At 47.4% G+C, this 16,527-nt stretch carries 13 protein-coding genes and 1 pseudogene; 4 read left to right on the top strand and 10 right to left on the bottom strand.

From position 1 onward, the window contains the following. Positions 1–46: 46 nt before the first annotated feature. Both NNL21_RS22570 and NNL21_RS22575 read right to left on the bottom strand, forming a co-directional pair. Entirely contained in the window at positions 47–982 is a 936-nt protein-coding gene (locus NNL21_RS22570) for an ADP-ribosylglycohydrolase family protein (protein ID WP_204821714.1), read from the bottom strand. Positions 983–1,074: 92 nt separating this feature from the next. Further along, the gene (locus NNL21_RS22575) at positions 1,075–1,407 is read right to left on the bottom strand and encodes an HIRAN domain-containing protein (RefSeq protein WP_204821713.1); all 333 of its coding nucleotides are present in this window, start codon (positions 1,405–1,407) and stop codon (positions 1,075–1,077) included. Positions 1,408–1,631: 224 nt separating this feature from the next. Here NNL21_RS22575 and NNL21_RS22580 point away from each other — a divergent pair, with 224 nt between their 5' ends. Further along, positions 1,632–2,387, top strand: a complete 756-nt coding sequence (locus NNL21_RS22580) for a YheC/YheD family protein (RefSeq protein ID WP_204821712.1) — start codon at positions 1,632–1,634, stop codon at positions 2,385–2,387. A 159-nt stretch (positions 2,388–2,546) separates the two neighbouring features. Here NNL21_RS22580 and NNL21_RS22585 read toward each other — a convergent pair whose 3' ends face one another. After that, on the bottom strand, positions 2,547–4,046 hold the full coding sequence (locus tag NNL21_RS22585) for a TROVE domain-containing protein (RefSeq protein WP_204821711.1): 1,500 nt from the start codon (positions 4,044–4,046) through the stop codon (positions 2,547–2,549). Between the two features lie 845 nt (positions 4,047–4,891). Here NNL21_RS22585 and NNL21_RS22590 point away from each other — a divergent pair. Continuing rightward, the gene (locus tag NNL21_RS22590) at positions 4,892–6,067 is read left to right on the top strand and encodes an acyl-CoA dehydrogenase family protein (RefSeq protein WP_204821710.1); all 1,176 of its coding nucleotides are present in this window, start codon (positions 4,892–4,894) and stop codon (positions 6,065–6,067) included. Positions 6,068–6,219: 152 nt separating this feature from the next. On the opposite strand, the gene NNL21_RS22595 is transcribed toward NNL21_RS22590, so the two are convergent. From NNL21_RS22595 to NNL21_RS22620, 5 genes and pseudogenes are all read right to left on the bottom strand, one after another. Beyond that, on the bottom strand, positions 6,220–7,428 hold the full coding sequence (locus NNL21_RS22595) for an McrC family protein (protein WP_204821709.1): 1,209 nt from the start codon (positions 7,426–7,428) through the stop codon (positions 6,220–6,222). After that, entirely contained in the window at positions 7,418–10,012 is a 2,595-nt protein-coding gene (locus NNL21_RS36330) for an McrB family protein (RefSeq protein ID WP_204821708.1), read from the bottom strand. Before NNL21_RS36330 ends, NNL21_RS22595 begins: the two co-directional genes overlap by 11 nt. A 179-nt stretch (positions 10,013–10,191) precedes the next feature. Further along, the gene (locus NNL21_RS22610; RefSeq protein ID WP_309145349.1) at positions 10,192–11,499 is read right to left on the bottom strand and encodes a nuclease domain-containing protein; all 1,308 of its coding nucleotides are present in this window, start codon (positions 11,497–11,499) and stop codon (positions 10,192–10,194) included. Beyond that, a pseudogene (locus NNL21_RS22615) lies at positions 11,476–12,264 on the bottom strand (DUF2357 domain-containing protein); the annotation flags it as partial. The gene NNL21_RS22610 and the pseudogene NNL21_RS22615, both read right to left, overlap by 24 nt. Next, a complete protein-coding gene (locus NNL21_RS22620; protein ID WP_256555405.1) occupies positions 12,239–12,361 on the bottom strand; it encodes a hypothetical protein in 123 nt (40 codons plus the stop codon). The pseudogene NNL21_RS22615 and the gene NNL21_RS22620, both read right to left, overlap by 26 nt. A 260-nt stretch (positions 12,362–12,621) precedes the next feature. On the opposite strand from NNL21_RS22620, the gene NNL21_RS22625 reads away from it, so the two are divergent. After that, entirely contained in the window at positions 12,622–13,437 is an 816-nt protein-coding gene (locus tag NNL21_RS22625; RefSeq protein WP_204821707.1) for a tyrosine-type recombinase/integrase, read from the top strand. A gap of 59 nt (positions 13,438–13,496) precedes the next feature. Here the strand turns inward: NNL21_RS22625 and NNL21_RS22630 are convergent, their stop codons facing one another. Next, entirely contained in the window at positions 13,497–13,634 is a 138-nt protein-coding gene (locus NNL21_RS22630; RefSeq protein WP_204821706.1) for a hypothetical protein, read from the bottom strand. Positions 13,635–13,899: 265 nt separating this feature from the next. On the opposite strand from NNL21_RS22630, the gene NNL21_RS22635 reads away from it, so the two are divergent. Next, positions 13,900–14,994 carry a DNA sulfur modification protein DndB gene (locus tag NNL21_RS22635; protein WP_204821705.1) on the top strand — a complete coding sequence of 365 codons (1,095 nt, stop codon included), beginning with the start codon at positions 13,900–13,902 and terminating at the stop codon, positions 14,992–14,994. A gap of 573 nt (positions 14,995–15,567) precedes the next feature. On the opposite strand, the gene NNL21_RS22640 is transcribed toward NNL21_RS22635, so the two are convergent. Next, positions 15,568–16,038 carry a hypothetical protein gene (locus NNL21_RS22640; RefSeq protein WP_204821704.1) on the bottom strand — a complete coding sequence of 157 codons (471 nt, stop codon included), beginning with the start codon at positions 16,036–16,038 and terminating at the stop codon, positions 15,568–15,570. Positions 16,039–16,527 lie beyond the last annotated feature (489 nt).

Consider the following 16,527-nt stretch of genomic DNA (forward strand, 5'->3'; position numbering starts at 1 on the left):
CGGCGCTTCTTAGCCTCAGACCTTCCGCCTTCTTAACCATCTCTTACTAGAATGACCGCTTCCAATAGAGATTCTCAGCTAACGACGAGATATGCTCCCGCTTCGCAATCATCTCAACCCACCGGACAGGAATGCCTCCTAATCCATAATAGGCGCCGGCAAGCTGACCATATACGGCCCCCGTTGTATCCGCGTCATCGCCCAAGTTTACGGCCAGCAGTGCTCCCTCTTCGAACGACGAGGTCTGGGCAAAGGCCCATAATGCCGCTTCCAGTGATTGGATGACATACCCGGTTCCCTGAATGATCGGCGGCTGCTTGACCCGATAAGAATCATCGCGAATCTCCTGAACCTTTGGTGCGAGCGGCTCTTCTCCTAACCACACTGCGTGTGCTTCAGGTCGCAGGACTTCGTCCTTCGGTAAGCCGCTCAACGCGGCAACAATCAGGGCTGCGAATAATCGGCATGCGTCTACGCATTCCCTGGCCGAATGAGTCGTGCGTGAGCTCATCGCGGCATATTGAACAGCCATAGCGGGCTGCTCGGCGTAATACATCGGAACGGGAGCAAGGCGCATAATCGAGCCGTTGCCGGCCAATCGCGGATCGTCCAAGCCGGAATATCCCTCTCCCGACCGTTCAAACCGCAGAATGGCGTCACGGGTAGCATTGCCGATATCAAAACAGACTCCGGTGCTGCTCAAGTATCCTTCTCGCATCCACTTCCGGTAACGGGACATATGATCCGCTGGATCAAATCCCTCCACCTCAAGCAAGCTCTCCGCCAGACATAGCGCCATCGATGTATCGTCCGTCCATTGTCCGGGAACGAGATTAAATACGCCACCGCCAACCATATCGGTGACAGGTGCAAACGTGCCGGGCGGACTGAATTCAACCGTTGTACCTAGCGCATCCCCTGCCGCTAATCCAATAAGACATCCTTGGTAACGATCCAAATTCAGTTCTGTTTCATGATTCATATTTTCAATTCCTCCTATAATGAATGATCGGAAAAAGTTCCAGCCTTCGTGTTAGAAAGGGCTTCGTTTCCAGTTTCGGTCCGGCTCCGTTACTAAAAGGATTGGAGAAGGAGACCATCCTTGGTCGTCTGACCGGTTAGCTCAACGATTACCGTATCCTTCACAACGAATCGAACAACGCCATATAGCGTCACTTCGAAAGTATCGTAAATACGCCCTGCGCTTTTGCAGCCTTTCGCAACCGTATGAGGGCTGTTCGCCACGTAACCGATTTTGCCTAGCGGCGTCATTTCAACTCGAATCGCTTCTTGATCATAAGGATTATCCGGGTCCTTCACCAGCCGAAGCGGATAACCGATTTTGATAAAATTCGTTCCGAAATAATGATTGGTTCCCGTTACCGCAACATAAATAGGTTCATTCATACGATCTTCTCCTCACGCCCGCTATTCTTCACACAATCATCCCATACTCCAATGACTGGATCTTGTCAGCGAAAGTATGTTCCCGAATCGAGAGTGATAGTGAGCTGACAGTGCGAGGTATACCCTTACATTTTTACACACCATTAGGCGGAATTGCTAGACAGGAGCACGAGCAGGCTTCAACCACCGTTCATATGTTGGGGAGAGAGGAGTGGGGATGCGGGATGAATTATAAAAGCACGACCATTAAGAGCAAATGGACGAAAACGAAGTGGATCAATAGAAGCGCAAATTTACGCAAATATGTTCCTCAAACCTTGCCATTCAGCCGAAGCAGCCTCAGCAGCATGCTTGCTCAATATTCTACTGTCTTCTTCAAGCCTACCGGCGGAACGGGCGGTTTTAATATTTTTCGTATCAAAAAGCAGGCGAAAGGCTATCAGATCCAGCACAACTCGACGAAAACTCATTACGTGACACTCGACGCACTCTATGAGCAATTGAAGAAGCGTGCCCGTGGTAGCTCCTATTTGCTGCAGAAGGGAATCAAGCTTGCCGAAACGAAAGGCAGGCCTTTTGACATTCGTGTCATGGTTCAAAAAACGAACAAGGGTGCCTGGAACAGCACGGCGCTCTTCACGAAAATAGGCAAGCCAGGCAAGGTTGCGACAAACTACACGCAAGGCGGCAAGATCGGTTTTTTCCCGCAAACACTGTCTGGAGCAGGATTCAGCAAGGACCGTATCGCGCAGAAGCAAGCCGAGCTGAAGAGGCTTGGCGTATCGGTCGGACGATTATTCGACGGATATAGCCGAGGGTTTCGAGAGCTTGGCCTCGACGTAGCCCTCGACAAGGAAGGTAGAGTGTGGATTCTTGAGGTGAATACCAGACCCCAGTTCTATCCGCTGAAGAATATGAAGGACAAGAGCATGTATCGTAATATTATGTCCTATGCCAGGCAGTATGGGAGGAAGAAGTAGTGCGCGGCGGCGGCTCGTAGGCGGGCAGGAGAGTTTCAACTATACAACAAATAGCAGGGGGATCCTAGAGGAGTGTAATGAACTCCTTCTTGGATCCCCCTGCTTAGGGTTCGTTGTTTCGCCCAATTCGTCACTTCCAACCCATCCTGGCGTGATATATTAATCACCTAAACTAAGCTCGGCTACCCGCTCCATCAGCGACGAATACCCTTGAACAGATTGTGCAATGTAGGAAAGCACGGTGTCACTCCACCCATAAATGTAGAAGGTTTGAGGATCGTGATCCGGTACCATCGCATGCCGGTAAGGAGCAATGTCGACGATGAAGGCCTTCACATCCCGGTTGATCTTTGCACGGTATTGCTTCAACTGTTTATAGAACGGGCTGCCGCTGTTCTGCTGCTCATCCGTTATGATGATGATTTGGTCCACCTTCTTCTGATCCTGGATCAGCTTCCGTATAGGCGCCCCTGTATCTGTTCCCCCGCGGGTGCGGATTTGTGCGGCCTGTGTTAAGATACTATCCTTACGGGAGGGCTTCGCATCCACAACCTCCGTATCGAACAACCAGAACAGAGAGTTCCCCTGCGTCTTTTTATACAGGGCCAAAGCGAACACTGCGCCGATCTCCAGGTATTGCCCCTCCATGGAACCGGAGATATCTAAGAAGATAGCCGTACGTTCACCGAGCTCCGGAAGGTTATCGAAAGTGAGCTCAGCGGCTTCGCGCAAAGCATCCCGAAGCTCCGGATGGTCAACCTGCCGGAAAGCAGTAGCTAACCGGAACGGCAGGATCTTCGCTTTATTCAGTGCCTGTTGATCGGTCAACCGGCTCACGATATAATCCAGGTTCCGCTTATCCGTGAGCACACCAGCCCGCTGCAAAGCATTCATATGACGAAGCATAGCAAAGGTCGGCATTTGGTACAGGAGCGCTTCCCAGACGGCTTTCGATGGCTTGATCGCCCCGGTAACTGTCTCGTACGGGAGCTTGCCGCGCTCAATCCAAGCAATCTGTTCCTCCTCCGTTGCAGCCAACTTCAGATTCTCCAGCGCTTCTACTTGCGGCAGTAAGGCAAGGTTCGTATCCAATCCCCGCAAATAACGGAACAACGCCTGCTGCTTCAACTCTTGCGGCTTCGGATGTGCGGTTGCAATGGCGTCTCCCAGACTGTACCCCCGTCCGCGGCCGTTGTACTTGATCGCCCAGTATTCGGATACACCGGACAAGAAGCGGTTCACCTGCCGTTTCACAGCACGGCCGCCCTCCCCGCGTCCAAGCCCTTTTAATATCGTTAAGAAGTCGGACAGATCGGATGGGTATCGCACGACCTGCAAGAAAATCTTCGCGAACAAGTCCGGGTTATAAATAGAAAGGATAGCAAGGCCGAATAGCGGCTGCAGCCTCATGAAGCCTTCATTCCGTGCATACACGATCGCTTGCGCCATGAAAGTCGGATTGCTATTCGCCATCTCATGATGCAGCTGCGCTGCCTCACGGAGAAGCTCATGTTGATCCGCATAATAAGTGTTGCTCATTGTATTGGTCATCAGCGTCTGTACGTACTGCTCCTCCGCAGATCGTATGAACGCCGGGTAATGATCTTTATTGAATGTATTCGGCCTAACAGAGCCGAACAGCTTCTTGGCTATACTCATCGATGGAATCCTCCTTCATGTAACACCGGTGAGGAAAGAGCGGAATAGGTTTGCTGCAGGAGTCGAACCTGCCGTATTGCCCGGGTGGTATTACCATTGGTCGATTTAGCTCGAAGTAACCCATTCCAGCGCCTCACCGGTTATACAATTATTAAAGAATCGAAGCGAGGAATTGATTGAAAAGGCACCGTTAGTGTCTGACAGACACCATCAATTATCCCTATAGTCGAAGTAGCCCTTTCGGTCGCCTCGCTTCGTTATGTACTTCATTTGGAGATCATCGAGGAAGTTGGTCGGAAAGGCACAATGCTGCTCTACCAACTGAGCTATTCCTCCGTTAGGAGGAAGCTGGGTTCGAACCAACGACACGCCGATTAAAAGTCGAAGTAACCCTTCCAAGCGCCTCGATGATCTTGTTTAAAGCTAACACCATTTCGTGTCGGCCTTATGTACCTATATTCGCTTATTTTTAAGGGAACGAACATGGTGAAAGTATTACGACTTGAGAAAAATGTTCCATTTCACTCTGAAAACGCCGAAAAAAAAGAGTGCGATTGGTTCGCGCTCTCTTGTTCGATTATAGGAAGAAATCCTATTATTAATTCAAGTACTAGATGAATGTTGGCAATTAGCAGCTGCTGTATCGTCCAGACCGTATTCGGGGCTTCCGTCTTGGCTCGCATGAAATACTAAGCCGCCAATTCATACTGTTTCTGCATACAGTAGATGCCTGTACCGGGATGCAAACAGTCAGCATCCCCAAAAAACAGCTAAAAATCCGTATTTCCTGTTGTACGCGCTTATACGACAGCGGCTATAATACAAAGGAAAGGAGTGTGCATGGCATGAATCGAATCATCGATGACTATATACGCAGCGGGGAAGAAAGGACCAGGGCCGACAAAGTGGAGAAGCTGGCTGCCCGTTTCTCGGAGAGAGCCGCGATGCACGACCGGGAGGGCTCCTTCCCCTTTGAGAATTTTGCCGACCTGCATGAGGCCGGATACTTAAAGATTACTGTCCCTCAAGAATTCGACGGAGATGGGCTTACGCTGTACGACCTCGTCATGCTGCAGGAACGGCTCGCCTATGGAGACGGATCGACTGCACTCGCCGTTGGCTGGCATATCGGTCAGATTCTTCATCTCCGAACCAGCCGGAAGTGGCCTGAGGCCATATTTGCAGAGTTGTGCCGTTCCGTCGTAAGCGACGGGGCGATGATCAACACCTTCGCCAGCGAAGCATCATCCGGCAGTCCCAGCCGGGGCGGAAAGCCTGAAACGACGGCGATCCCTACAGAAGGCGGCTGGCTGATTACGGGACGCAAAACCTACAGTACGCTTTCCCCGATCCTCGACCGTTTTGTCGTTACGGCGTATATTCCGGACGAAGAGGGTACGGCAGACTTTCTGGTTCACCGGACGGACCGGGTTAGCTTGGTGGATACTTGGGATACACTTGGCATGCGCGCGACCGGAAGCCACGATGTGGTCTTGGATGGTGTTTTTGTGGACAAAGACATGAGGCTTTCCGAAAAAGGCATCGATGACGGGGGCGGCTGGTTTCTGCATATTCCGGCCTGTTACATAGGTATTGCTATGGCGGCACGTGATTATGCCCTTGATTTTGCCCGATCCTATCGCCCTAATCATATGAACGAACCGATCGCCGCTCTCCCCTACGTGCAGCATTCGATTGGAGAAATGGAAATCGAGCTGCGAACCGCACGCTCACTCCTTTACGCGGCGGCGGATCGTTGGGATCGGGAGATAGACAACCGGCCCGCATTGAAACCGGAGCTCGGCATGGCCAAATATGTGGCCACCAACAACGCGATCAAAGTCGTGGATCTGGCGATGCGAATTGTCGGTGCCGCAAGTCTGGAGCGCAAGCGGCCTTTGGAACGGTTCTACCGGGATGTTCGCGCCGGCCTGCACAACCCACCGATGGATAGTTCGGTGCTGCATACCTTGGCCGGCGCCGCTCTAGCCGAGATGCCCGTGGATAGAGGGAACTCCTAAAACAAATCATGGGATCCCGAGTCGGAGCCTTCCTATCCCCTTTCAAAAAGTATTACCAAAGAATATCTCATAAGCCATCTGTTTTCTTGCCGTGATGTCCTCATAGAACTATCCCCCTCAATGCTGAGGGGGCTCATCTACCTAGTAGTAGTTTATGAACTCGGCTGCCCCAGGATCTTTCTCAAATCCTCTTTCGTGGCTGTATAATCGTCGAGTCGAACCCAAACCATCTCAATCGTCTTATCGGTATCAATAACATTCCAGACTGGAGCGGCAAGCTCCTCTTGGTAAGGATAGACTAAGATACATCGTGACGCTTCCTTATAAGCCGTTACATAAGCATACATTTGATAGAGATCCGACTGTTGGTAAGCATTCATGACAGCACTTTTCCATTTTGTATCTAAGATGATGCCACCTGAAGTAACAAAATCCGGCTTGAGCTGGATGTTCATTCGGTTCGTATGCTTATTAAGTAACAGCCTCTTTTCCGTATGCTGACTGAACACGTGACCAGCCCCTACTACCTCCGTTAAGGCTTCCCCGACATAGGCCTCGAACAGCTTGTTCATTTCAAACAGGAACGAGAACGACTGGTGATGCTCTCCCAGATGATGGACGGAGGCCTTCTCAATGATGAGCTTCGCGAACAGCGCAACGTCTCTAAACCGTTCATTCTGCCGATTCCACTCCAGTCGACCTATATCTTCCTTGTGTACGGTACCGTCCTCTACCTCATCCAGCAGAGCAAGGCATCGTTCAATTTGGAGGTGCATCCGGTAAGCAATCTGCTTCTGTCCAATCCGAAGGGCGTATTTTAGCAGTCGATTCAACAAGTTGTTCTCCGAATGCTCATCGAATTGACACATCACTCGCGCCGGAGTGAAAGCATTCTTCCGTACATGCTCCGATAGAAGTACCTTCCCGCGCAGTACGCCCCGGTTCTCAACATGCTCCATATAGCTCTTGAAGATGCCTCGCTGCAGCTCCTCTTGAAGCCGCAGAATGTAAGCAGCCAGCAAGGCATCTAGTAGGTGATCCTGTCCCCATCCGTTCGATACCTGCTCAAAGAAGGAAACGGATAAAAATCGTGCGTGATGCAGCATGGATAGGAGTGCTTTTCGGTTATCCATCGCTGACACAGCAATCTTCGGCAAAATTTCAATTGTTATGCCTTCCAAGCAAATAACCCCAACATAGTTGATAAACCGAAGGCGGTTGTATGCGCCATACTCCACAACATCCTCGGTCGGGTATTTCTCGCGAAGATAATCACACAGCTTCATAAAATACCCTGGGGGAAGTGCATCCGCAGATATCCAGTCATACGCTTCCCTTATCGTGATTAAGTCAGATTTCATAAATAGCAGTTATCTCCTGGCTAGTTATTTTGCTTTTGACACGATATTGCTTTCTAGTCGGGTACGTGAAGGACTGCTTAAACAAATGCGAATAATCGATCTGTTCCTCGTATATAAGGTACGGACCTTCTTTGCTCTTCCCAATACCGCCCAGCACCATTCCGATCTTCTCCCAGTCATCGTAGAAGTACTCCTGAAGTAAAGGAATAATCTTGTGCTGGACAACCTCAATCACCTCTTCTTCCGTCTTCGCGTTAATGAAATAAGCATGGCCAATCGTATGATTGCGATCGTACAGAACTTCGATCCGTTTATTGATAATCGTAAGCAGTCCTTCGAGATCCAAGCTGCCAACAGTATCCAGCAATTCTGGATTCGGCATAATCTCCTCAAACAGAAATCGGCGACGCAATGCCGTATCCATTAAAGCAATGGAACGGTCTGCTGTATTCATCGTCCCAATGATGTGCAAATTAGGCGGCAGTGTGAATCGCTCTTTCGTATAAGGGAGCTCAACAATAAGTTGATTATCCTTGCCGAGCCGCTTATCTTCTTCGATGAGTGTTAACAACTCACCGAAAATCTTAGAAATGTTCCCGCGGTTGATTTCATCAATGATAAGGACAAAGGATTCCGCATTCGTGAAATCAAAGGGTTCGCCCTGTTCCAGCGCCTTCATCACAATTTCCTTCTTCTCCTTATAGGAATACGATACGGCAGGATCGTCAACTTGCGTACCCTGCTCTTCATTCCTATTGTCCATCATCCATTTAAAAACAGACCAATAGCGGGTCTCGTTACTACCGCCAATCGCTTTCTTAATAAAATGAACTTCATCCTGCCACTCCACCTGATGCTCGTGGGCATAACGAAAAATACGTAGAAGACGATCTTTAGAAATGGTACTCTCCGTTTGAGCCCCTTCACTGGTTACAATCAGGTTCCCTTGCGGCGAAATACCAGATATGTAACTAACTGCTCCTGTCTTGGATACGAATTGGGGCTGTAGTTCCTTACCTCTTGCAACCAAATAATCGTACATGCGTTCAAAATGTACTTCATCCGAAAGCTCCTGTACGTTCTTATTCAGTCCGGCATATAACGCCTCGATGGCAGCCCGTTTAAAAAGCCCGTCCTCTGGAATAAAATTGCCCTGTCCGTCCGAGCGGAGTCCCTCAATGAAATCCTCATAGGAGTACGATTGATGAAAGGTTACGAACCTTACTCGTCCAATTCGAGTCAGACGCGTATATTCATTCTGAATCGCTTCCCGCCCATCGTTAGAGATTTCCTCGAAGGTTTGGGTATCCGTTGTTAATTCCAGCGCCTTACGGGAAACTTCATAAGTCTTCCCTGTTCCCGGGGGACCGTACAAGATGATATTTCGAGGGGTCGCAGCTTCCGCCTTTAATACTTGTTTAGGCTCCGGAGCTGTAATGGACTGACCTAGGAATACATAGTTGACCGTGTTCCGATTCTTCGTCTTGGCAATCGTCTTCCGATAGCCGCCGTAGCCGATAAACTCCTTCTCCTCTAGATTGAACCATTCGACCGGAAGTAAATGACCGCGCTGAGGATTGAAGCTATACCCATCTACGGCATCCGCTTTTGCCCGGCCAATCGCACTGACCTTCAGTACAGATTTCGTTACTCCGCCGTCCTTACGGGTATAGGTTGATTTTAGTGCAATATAGTCTCCGAGTTTTATTTCGAGAAAAGCTTTGAGTGCCTGTTGACCCTTCAGTTCCGGTTCCTTCACTTCAATGATGTCCGCAAGATTGTCTTCTTCCAAATAATCAGACAAATCTTCACGCAAAAAGCCGATGCCTACACATTCGTTCTGGATGAAATAATCTTTCTGAGAACCATCCGTTTCATATGTATGGCCTACTAGCCAATAATTTCTGGCGGCATCTTTGTCTTCGGCGGTTTCGGCAGAGGAGAACCTCTCCCACACAAATCGTCCGAGCTTGCCGGTAGACCAATCTGAAAGCTCTTCATGCTGCTTTAATAGTTGTAGTACGGTGTGGTTGAGCTGAACGAGACGATGGGGCTCGAATAGAGCCGAATCCACCTTCAGTGACTCCCCAAGCTTCTTCAGGACAGGTGCTGCAAATACGTTAAGGAACTTTTCCGGATAATAAATATGCAGTACCTTCAACAATACGGTATTAAAAATCGGCAGCTTGAGCTGTTGGATCTCACCGAAGCGATCGCCGTCAGCGAGCTCGAACACTTTGAGGTACCCCTCTCTTAGCTTGAGAAACTCTTCCTGAAGTACATCCCCCAGCAAGGTTACACGGTTCTTACCGGATCCCTTGCTGTAATGACCGTTCGCCGACCGGTAGATCCCAAACTTAGACGAGTTCCCACCACCAATGCCGCCAATGAGGTTTCGCTGCTCAAGCCAGTAAATAAAACAGTCTTTCGTTTTGGTGTCGGCATATTCCTCCACTGTCATATTTGCCAGTGATTCTTTCGGAAAACGCTGTAGAAACGCTAACCTTTCCGCCTCGATTGATTCTATTTCGTTCTCATCTATGATAAATTCCTTGGCCTGTATAAGCAGTTCTTCTGCTGTCATCTGAATCACGCTCCGAATGAATGATAGAAGTGTTATAACTCTATTATACGATAATAGAATGAAAATGAGCTGTCAGCGAATGCATGTTCCTCCTGTGGTACTTGTGATTATGACAAAAAGACGACCACCATCGCCGTCTAGTTGTGATATGGATTATTGCGGTAGCCCTAAGCAACCTATCACGATTCCATAAAATCAATCCCCAATACCTTACTGGCCAAGTCCACCTGCTCATGGTTCAAGTTCACTTTAACCTGCCCTACTCGCCTGTGCTCACGCCACTTTACAAGATCCTCATCGGTCTCCAATTTCAGCTCTGCAATTTCGGAAGCACGATCGAACATGTACTTGGACGTATACAGCAAGGTGTAAATCCCTCGCCCACCGGAGATTATCGGCTTGTCCCGCTTCATCCACTGCTCCACGGTAAACTTCACGTATAGTTTTTCTTCCGTGCCTTTTCTAGCAGGAATTTCGGTAATTTCTTTCCGTCTTACTACCTTCCAATCCAACACCTTCCCATACCAATGGATGCCCATTTCCCCGGTTGACTGAAATTGGCTTCTCGATTGATAGAGCGCGACGTACTCTAATTGGGTTAATAGTTTATGGTCTGAGATATTTTCTAATGGTACGTGGTAAAATCCATATTTCAAGGCAGCAGCTAGCTGCGATGCTTCCCTTAACGAGCCGACTGCAACATTTTTGCCGGTCATCTTGTTCCGATAATAGTCCTTCGTCCCCCGCGGCTGGGTCGAACGCTCATAGTCTTTCTCCGGACTATCCTGAATGATTTCGTCCAGGAAGGCTTCCATAAGCGCAGTCGAATTCGGTAAGAAGGGGAACGCTCCTATGTTAATCAATTCAATGCTCTTATAGAAGCGGTGCTCCCGAAACTGCGCTTCATCATGATAGGGAAACAACACGTACGTGCCAAACATACTCCGTTCGAATTCGCGATGCTGCCCATCCATATAGACAATGGCGTCTCGATAACGATGCATCGTATTAATATCGTCTTCTTCCGGACCGGGCATTTTGTATTTCTCATAATAGGGCGTGCCTTCATAAGCCGGATTCATACGGTACTTTGCGTCGAAAATATATTTATATTCCGCAGAAGAATCATTCTTCTTAAGCGTCAACACGTTATCGGGACGTTGAGACAGCGTCGGGCTTTGATCACCCTTCGGCAGAGCATTGTAGTAAAGCGTGAATAGCTCGCCGTTCTTAGGATTTCGATAAACCATCTTGGCCTTCTGCGTCTTATCCAGCGTCACGAATACTCCCGTACGATTGATCTTGATGATATCTTGCTTGAGCAGCTCATACTTCCGGCTGAGCAAATCATGGATTTTCAAGAAGCACCAATATTCATACAGCTGAGCTAAGTCCTTCATTGACAGCCGGAATAGATCGGATTGAATGGACAAGCCCTTCATCAGCATTAAGTAATTCCGGTACACTTCCCGATATCCCGGGGCCATCTGCAGAACCAAGGAGATCGAGAGCTGTTTCATTTCACCAACGTTCAGAAAATCCAGCTTTAGCAATCGCCGAAAATGGGACTGCATCAGATCCAACCGTTTGAGCAGCAGCGGATCTTGAAGCCGGCCTTTTTCGCTCAGCCTCGATTTCAAATCGATGAGCTTCTGAGAGATGCGCACCAATACCCACCGAACAAAACGATTCTCCATCGTATCGTAATCGACTTGCCGCTTCGTCTCCAGCACATGGCTCGGAAGAAACCATTGACCGTTATTATGAATGAAGCCAAGCTTCTCGTCGTTGACCAAATAATGAGGCCGCTTGGTTAGGAAGGCGATGTTCTCTTTACTAGGCTTCCTTGCCCTTGCCGCATCCAAGACTCGTTTCTCGACATTGAGCTTGGAGTGAGGCGCGCTTTGAATCCGTTCCACGGCCTGTATGAGTTGATTAAACAAGTGCTGCAAAATGGTGAAAAATTCGGTTAAGCTTTGATTTCTCGTCTCTTTCAATCCTGTCAGATGGTAGGTCTTACGCAAAAAATCAAAGGACAGATTATAGATCTGCTAATTCACGTCATGAAGGATCATTTGATAATCCTTTTTATAATCCATTTTCGACGGGAAAATCTCGAGCTGCAGTTGAAAGATCACCTGCCCGTTCAACTTCAGCGCAAGCTCCGTCAGACCGACTTCGTTCTGAAAGTTTAGAATACCCGATAGAATTGTTTTCCCGAGCGGTTTAACCGCCTGGCGGAGCATGCTCATGATGAAACACGAGCTCCAAATCCTGCTTCTTCTCGATCACCAGCTCATAGGCTTGCGTTTCGAAGAAATGGGATAGCTTTCTTCCCCCGATTGCCATATAGTCAATGCACCTAAGCTCGGATTAAATACGGAAATGCTGGAGATAGTTAAATTGGTTGTAAGAGCCGCAGCCTGAAGGCGATTGATCAACATCCCCTTGCTCAGCTTAAAGCAAGCGATCTCTTTTGACATTGGAGGAAGTCCGTATGGGGATTCTGTTTCAGTCCGGTTATTTTCAATTCTGAAATGCTCATTTCACTTTGAGTAAAAGCACCAAAGAGAAATATATCATTGCCCTAAAGCGGATTAGAGGCCTTCTTGCTGAGTGAAGGCTTCGAAGACTCGCTTGATTTTGATCACTTTCATGCCAGCCATGAACATCCTAATAGGTACATTCCTATTCAGCGAGAAGTATTTGACCGCTTTGTTATTGATTTAAAGAAAAAGGGTTTAGAATATAGATTGATAGCGGAAACCATTACCCCTCTTAAACGTTTTTTTGATTTTCTTTACGAAATGGATTTAATTGAGCACAATCCCCTTTTAGGTTATCCTAGACCTAAATTTGAGAGTCCCATTCAGAATACCTCATTATCCAAAGCAGAGTGCTACGCCCTTCTTAAAGCTGCTTTGCGGAAAAACCCTTTTTGTAGGCAAGAATTCGTGTTTATTTGGTTCATGCTGATCAGGGGTCTGCGCATTTCGGAGGTCCGCTTCCTTCGGCGGAAGCGGATAAATTTGGAGACAAGGATTGTACATGTATTTGAAGCACAAAAAAACGATAAACGGCCTGTTGCGATCCCGAAAGATCTCAGCAAGGAGCTTAAACGATATACACAACATCCTGATTATTTAAAATATGCCAATCAGGGGGATGAATTCCTATTTCATCAACAAGGAAAAACCATGACTGTTTATACGGTTAACCGGATATTATCCGAGTTAAGCCGTGATGCTGGGCTATCTCGGCACATACGTCCGCATGACCTCAGACGAACAGCAGGATATTTAATGCAAACCGCCGGCATGAATATCACTGATATTCAAAATCAGCTACGCCAGAATGATGTAGCAACCACCATGCGCTATGTTCCACCACTAGCCGATATGGCCAGCATACTCGAGGATGAGTAGTTAATTCTACAAATTATTAAATCACGAAAACCAACTGAAGCGCGTTGGTTTTCTTTTTCTTATTGCAAGTACCCTTGTTCCTCGACTTCAAGAGCTGAGAAAACAGTGGCTATAGCTTCTGTTGCATTTCTTTTTACTTCCTTTTCTTCCATCAGTTGATGCTTATAATGTTGATATCCGACAATCACACCGTCCACTGTAACGAACCGCCATACCTCGTCATTTGAAAAAAGATACACATTACAGCCGTTATTGCTTACCCATTGCAATTTTGCCCTATCAGCTTCCTGTGTCTTTTTATCACTAAAGACGGCAAGAAGTTACAGCTTATCGATAGTAGTCCGCCTTTATTTTAATCCATAATTTACCGAGAGTATATTGACGCTTGCTGCGAGACGATAACCAACATGCAGCAACGATAAGTCGGTGCTGCTGCAACAAAACATCAAGGAGGCAGCATCGATGACAACAACGGACTCTAACAGAGGTATTACAGTAGGTGCCAGCAAGGGTCAACAAAACGGAAAGACAACATTCGTTACACAGCTCCCCTACAACAGACTGAAGAGTTGGTTAACAATCGACACTGCTCGTCAAAGACGAGTATTCCCAAAGAAGGTTGATGACCTTGAAAAGTACGTGATCGATGGATTCAATGGGCAATACTCCGGTTTTAACGCTATCGCGGTTTCATTAAGAAACGGTGAGCTAAATTACGACGAAAAAACTGGAACAATTTACCTACCTGACGAGCATGAGGGGGTCCGATTCTTTATTTGCGACGGGCAGCATCGATACTATGGAATTATTCAAGCTTATGAAAGGGCTTCGAATATGCGCTGGGAAATTGATGAAGAAGGGGAGCGTGAAAACTGGGAACGCATTTTCAATGCGTTCGGGACAAGTACCCTGCCTGTTGTCATCTACACAGGGCTGACTCTGGATGAGGAGGAGCAACTTTTTTCGGATATGAACTTTAAGGCAACACCGGTAAATCAATCCAAAGCCCTGCAGCATGACAAACGTGATATATATAATAAGCTGGCCAAAGAGCTGGCAAATGAAATTCCTGATATCGCGAAGTTTGGTGTCGACATCGAATCGAAAGTGCTTTCGGATAAACTTGAATATATTTCAACGCTGGCAACTTGGAACCGCGTTAACCGTATTTTGATAAATGGCCCGAAAGAAACCGATCTTGCCAAGGAGTGGGATGATGAAGAACGCGACTACGACACTACAAAGGCTAAACTCAAAGCATTCTGGGAGGACCTCCTTGCCGTACTCCCCGATGATTACAATAACCGAGGGAAGTACATGATCACCAAGTCGGTCTATATCCAAGGGCTAGCAGCTTGGGGACATAAGCTCTTCAATATGCCACGTAATGACCGTCAGACTGTTCTCCAGAAGCTATCTGACTTTAATTGGGGATATGACAACGTAGATTATGCGAAACACGGTGGGGGCAATCTTAACAAAGGTCGGATGCAATTTATCGGTACACGCGCAGCCATCAAGTCAATTCCAGCTGTATTGGACGCTAAAGTCAGCTAGTAAGATCACCGAAGCCCCCCGTATTTAGGGGGCTTTCATTTAGTAAATTTGAGGTGAGCCACGATCTCGGGCTTACCTCAAATGCGTTTGAGGGAGAGGTTAAAGAACAAGAAAAAATTGCCGCGATGGAGGTTAAGCCGATTTGAGCGGTTTTTCATTTGATTGGGTGATTGGTGCGGTTCATTCCTATGAGCTGGAGGACATGCCACCTTGAAGAGGAGATCTCGGAGCGCCCAGTTCGTCTTTAGCCGCTGAACCTGCGACGGATCATGGAATAAACTAGGTACGTAGTGGACATGGATGCGTATCGCCATTGAATGAATGGGCTGTTTTATACCCTTTTAATATTTCCGGTACAAGTCGTTTGATTCAAACGTACCTGTCACGTCTTCCCTGTATGCTTTGCCCTGCATATTTCTTGAAATTCTCTGGCTACTCCAACCGAGTTCCGTACAACTCCCCCCGCCCCTGTCGGATTAAAGACTATCCACAGCTATCAGACTCACCAGATGGCCTGCTGTTAGATTACTTTAATTGTTTCAATACCGTTTTTGCTAATCTTAAAGTGTCTATTCACATGTTACCTATGCCCCAATCATATTCTGCAAAAAAGTAAAATCTCCATTGGTCTAACGTCTGGGCTAATCCATTCAGTGTAAGCTCTCCAATCAATGAGCCTCCTTTATACTGGTACTCATACCACGAATCATTGATAATATTTAGAGTCGCATAAATTTCACTTAAATTGGCCGCAAACTCCCTAAGCTCATTTCTACAAGAAGTGAATTTTTCATCCATCATTGCTTCCTCATCAAAAATTTCTCCTGTAAATTCTTCCTCTTCTGAGTCGTTGTTTATATTTATATTGGGTAAATCAAGCGCGGCTGCGTATATAGTCAAAATGATTTTAGTAATCTCTTTTATGGCTTCTTCAACATTAATATTTCGAGCATTTTTCAGTATTTTATTGTACTCCCATATCAAAGATTGGAACCTTTTAACCGCGGGATTAAGTAAACGCTCACCCTCCAGCTTAATATACAAGTCCCCATAACGATCTAACTATGAGTAGTGCTCGAGATCTTCGCCATTTTCCCAAAGCTCGATTATTTCCTCAGCCTCCTCCAATTGATCGTCCGGCACGACAAGGCTGGTGTAATAGGTTAATGTACCGTCAAGTGTTTCGTAATCGTTGCGTTAGATCCTCCATCTGATATGTGGTGCAATTCTTTTTAACTCTCCAACAATAACATCAAGCTCCTGATCAGTAGACGAATTTTCCGACACATAAGACCAGTCCATACTACAGCCCCCTCCCACTAAATGCATGAATCGAAAGGATACTTTAGAAAACGAAAGAAAATAGCAGCTTGGAATCGGTTAGGCTGCCCAAATATGCAGTTAGAGGAGAAGATTAACCCACGGAGGACGGGGAATGACAAGGATACACGCGGCGACTGCGGAACAGCTCTCCGGCCGATTAGCGAGTGTATCCGATAACCTCGGGGATGAGATCCGGAACGAACGAGGCTG

The organism is Paenibacillus mendelii, from assembly GCF_024498075.1.
GTDB classification, from domain to species: Bacteria; Bacillota; Bacilli; order Paenibacillales; family Paenibacillaceae; genus Paenibacillus_Z; species Paenibacillus_Z mendelii.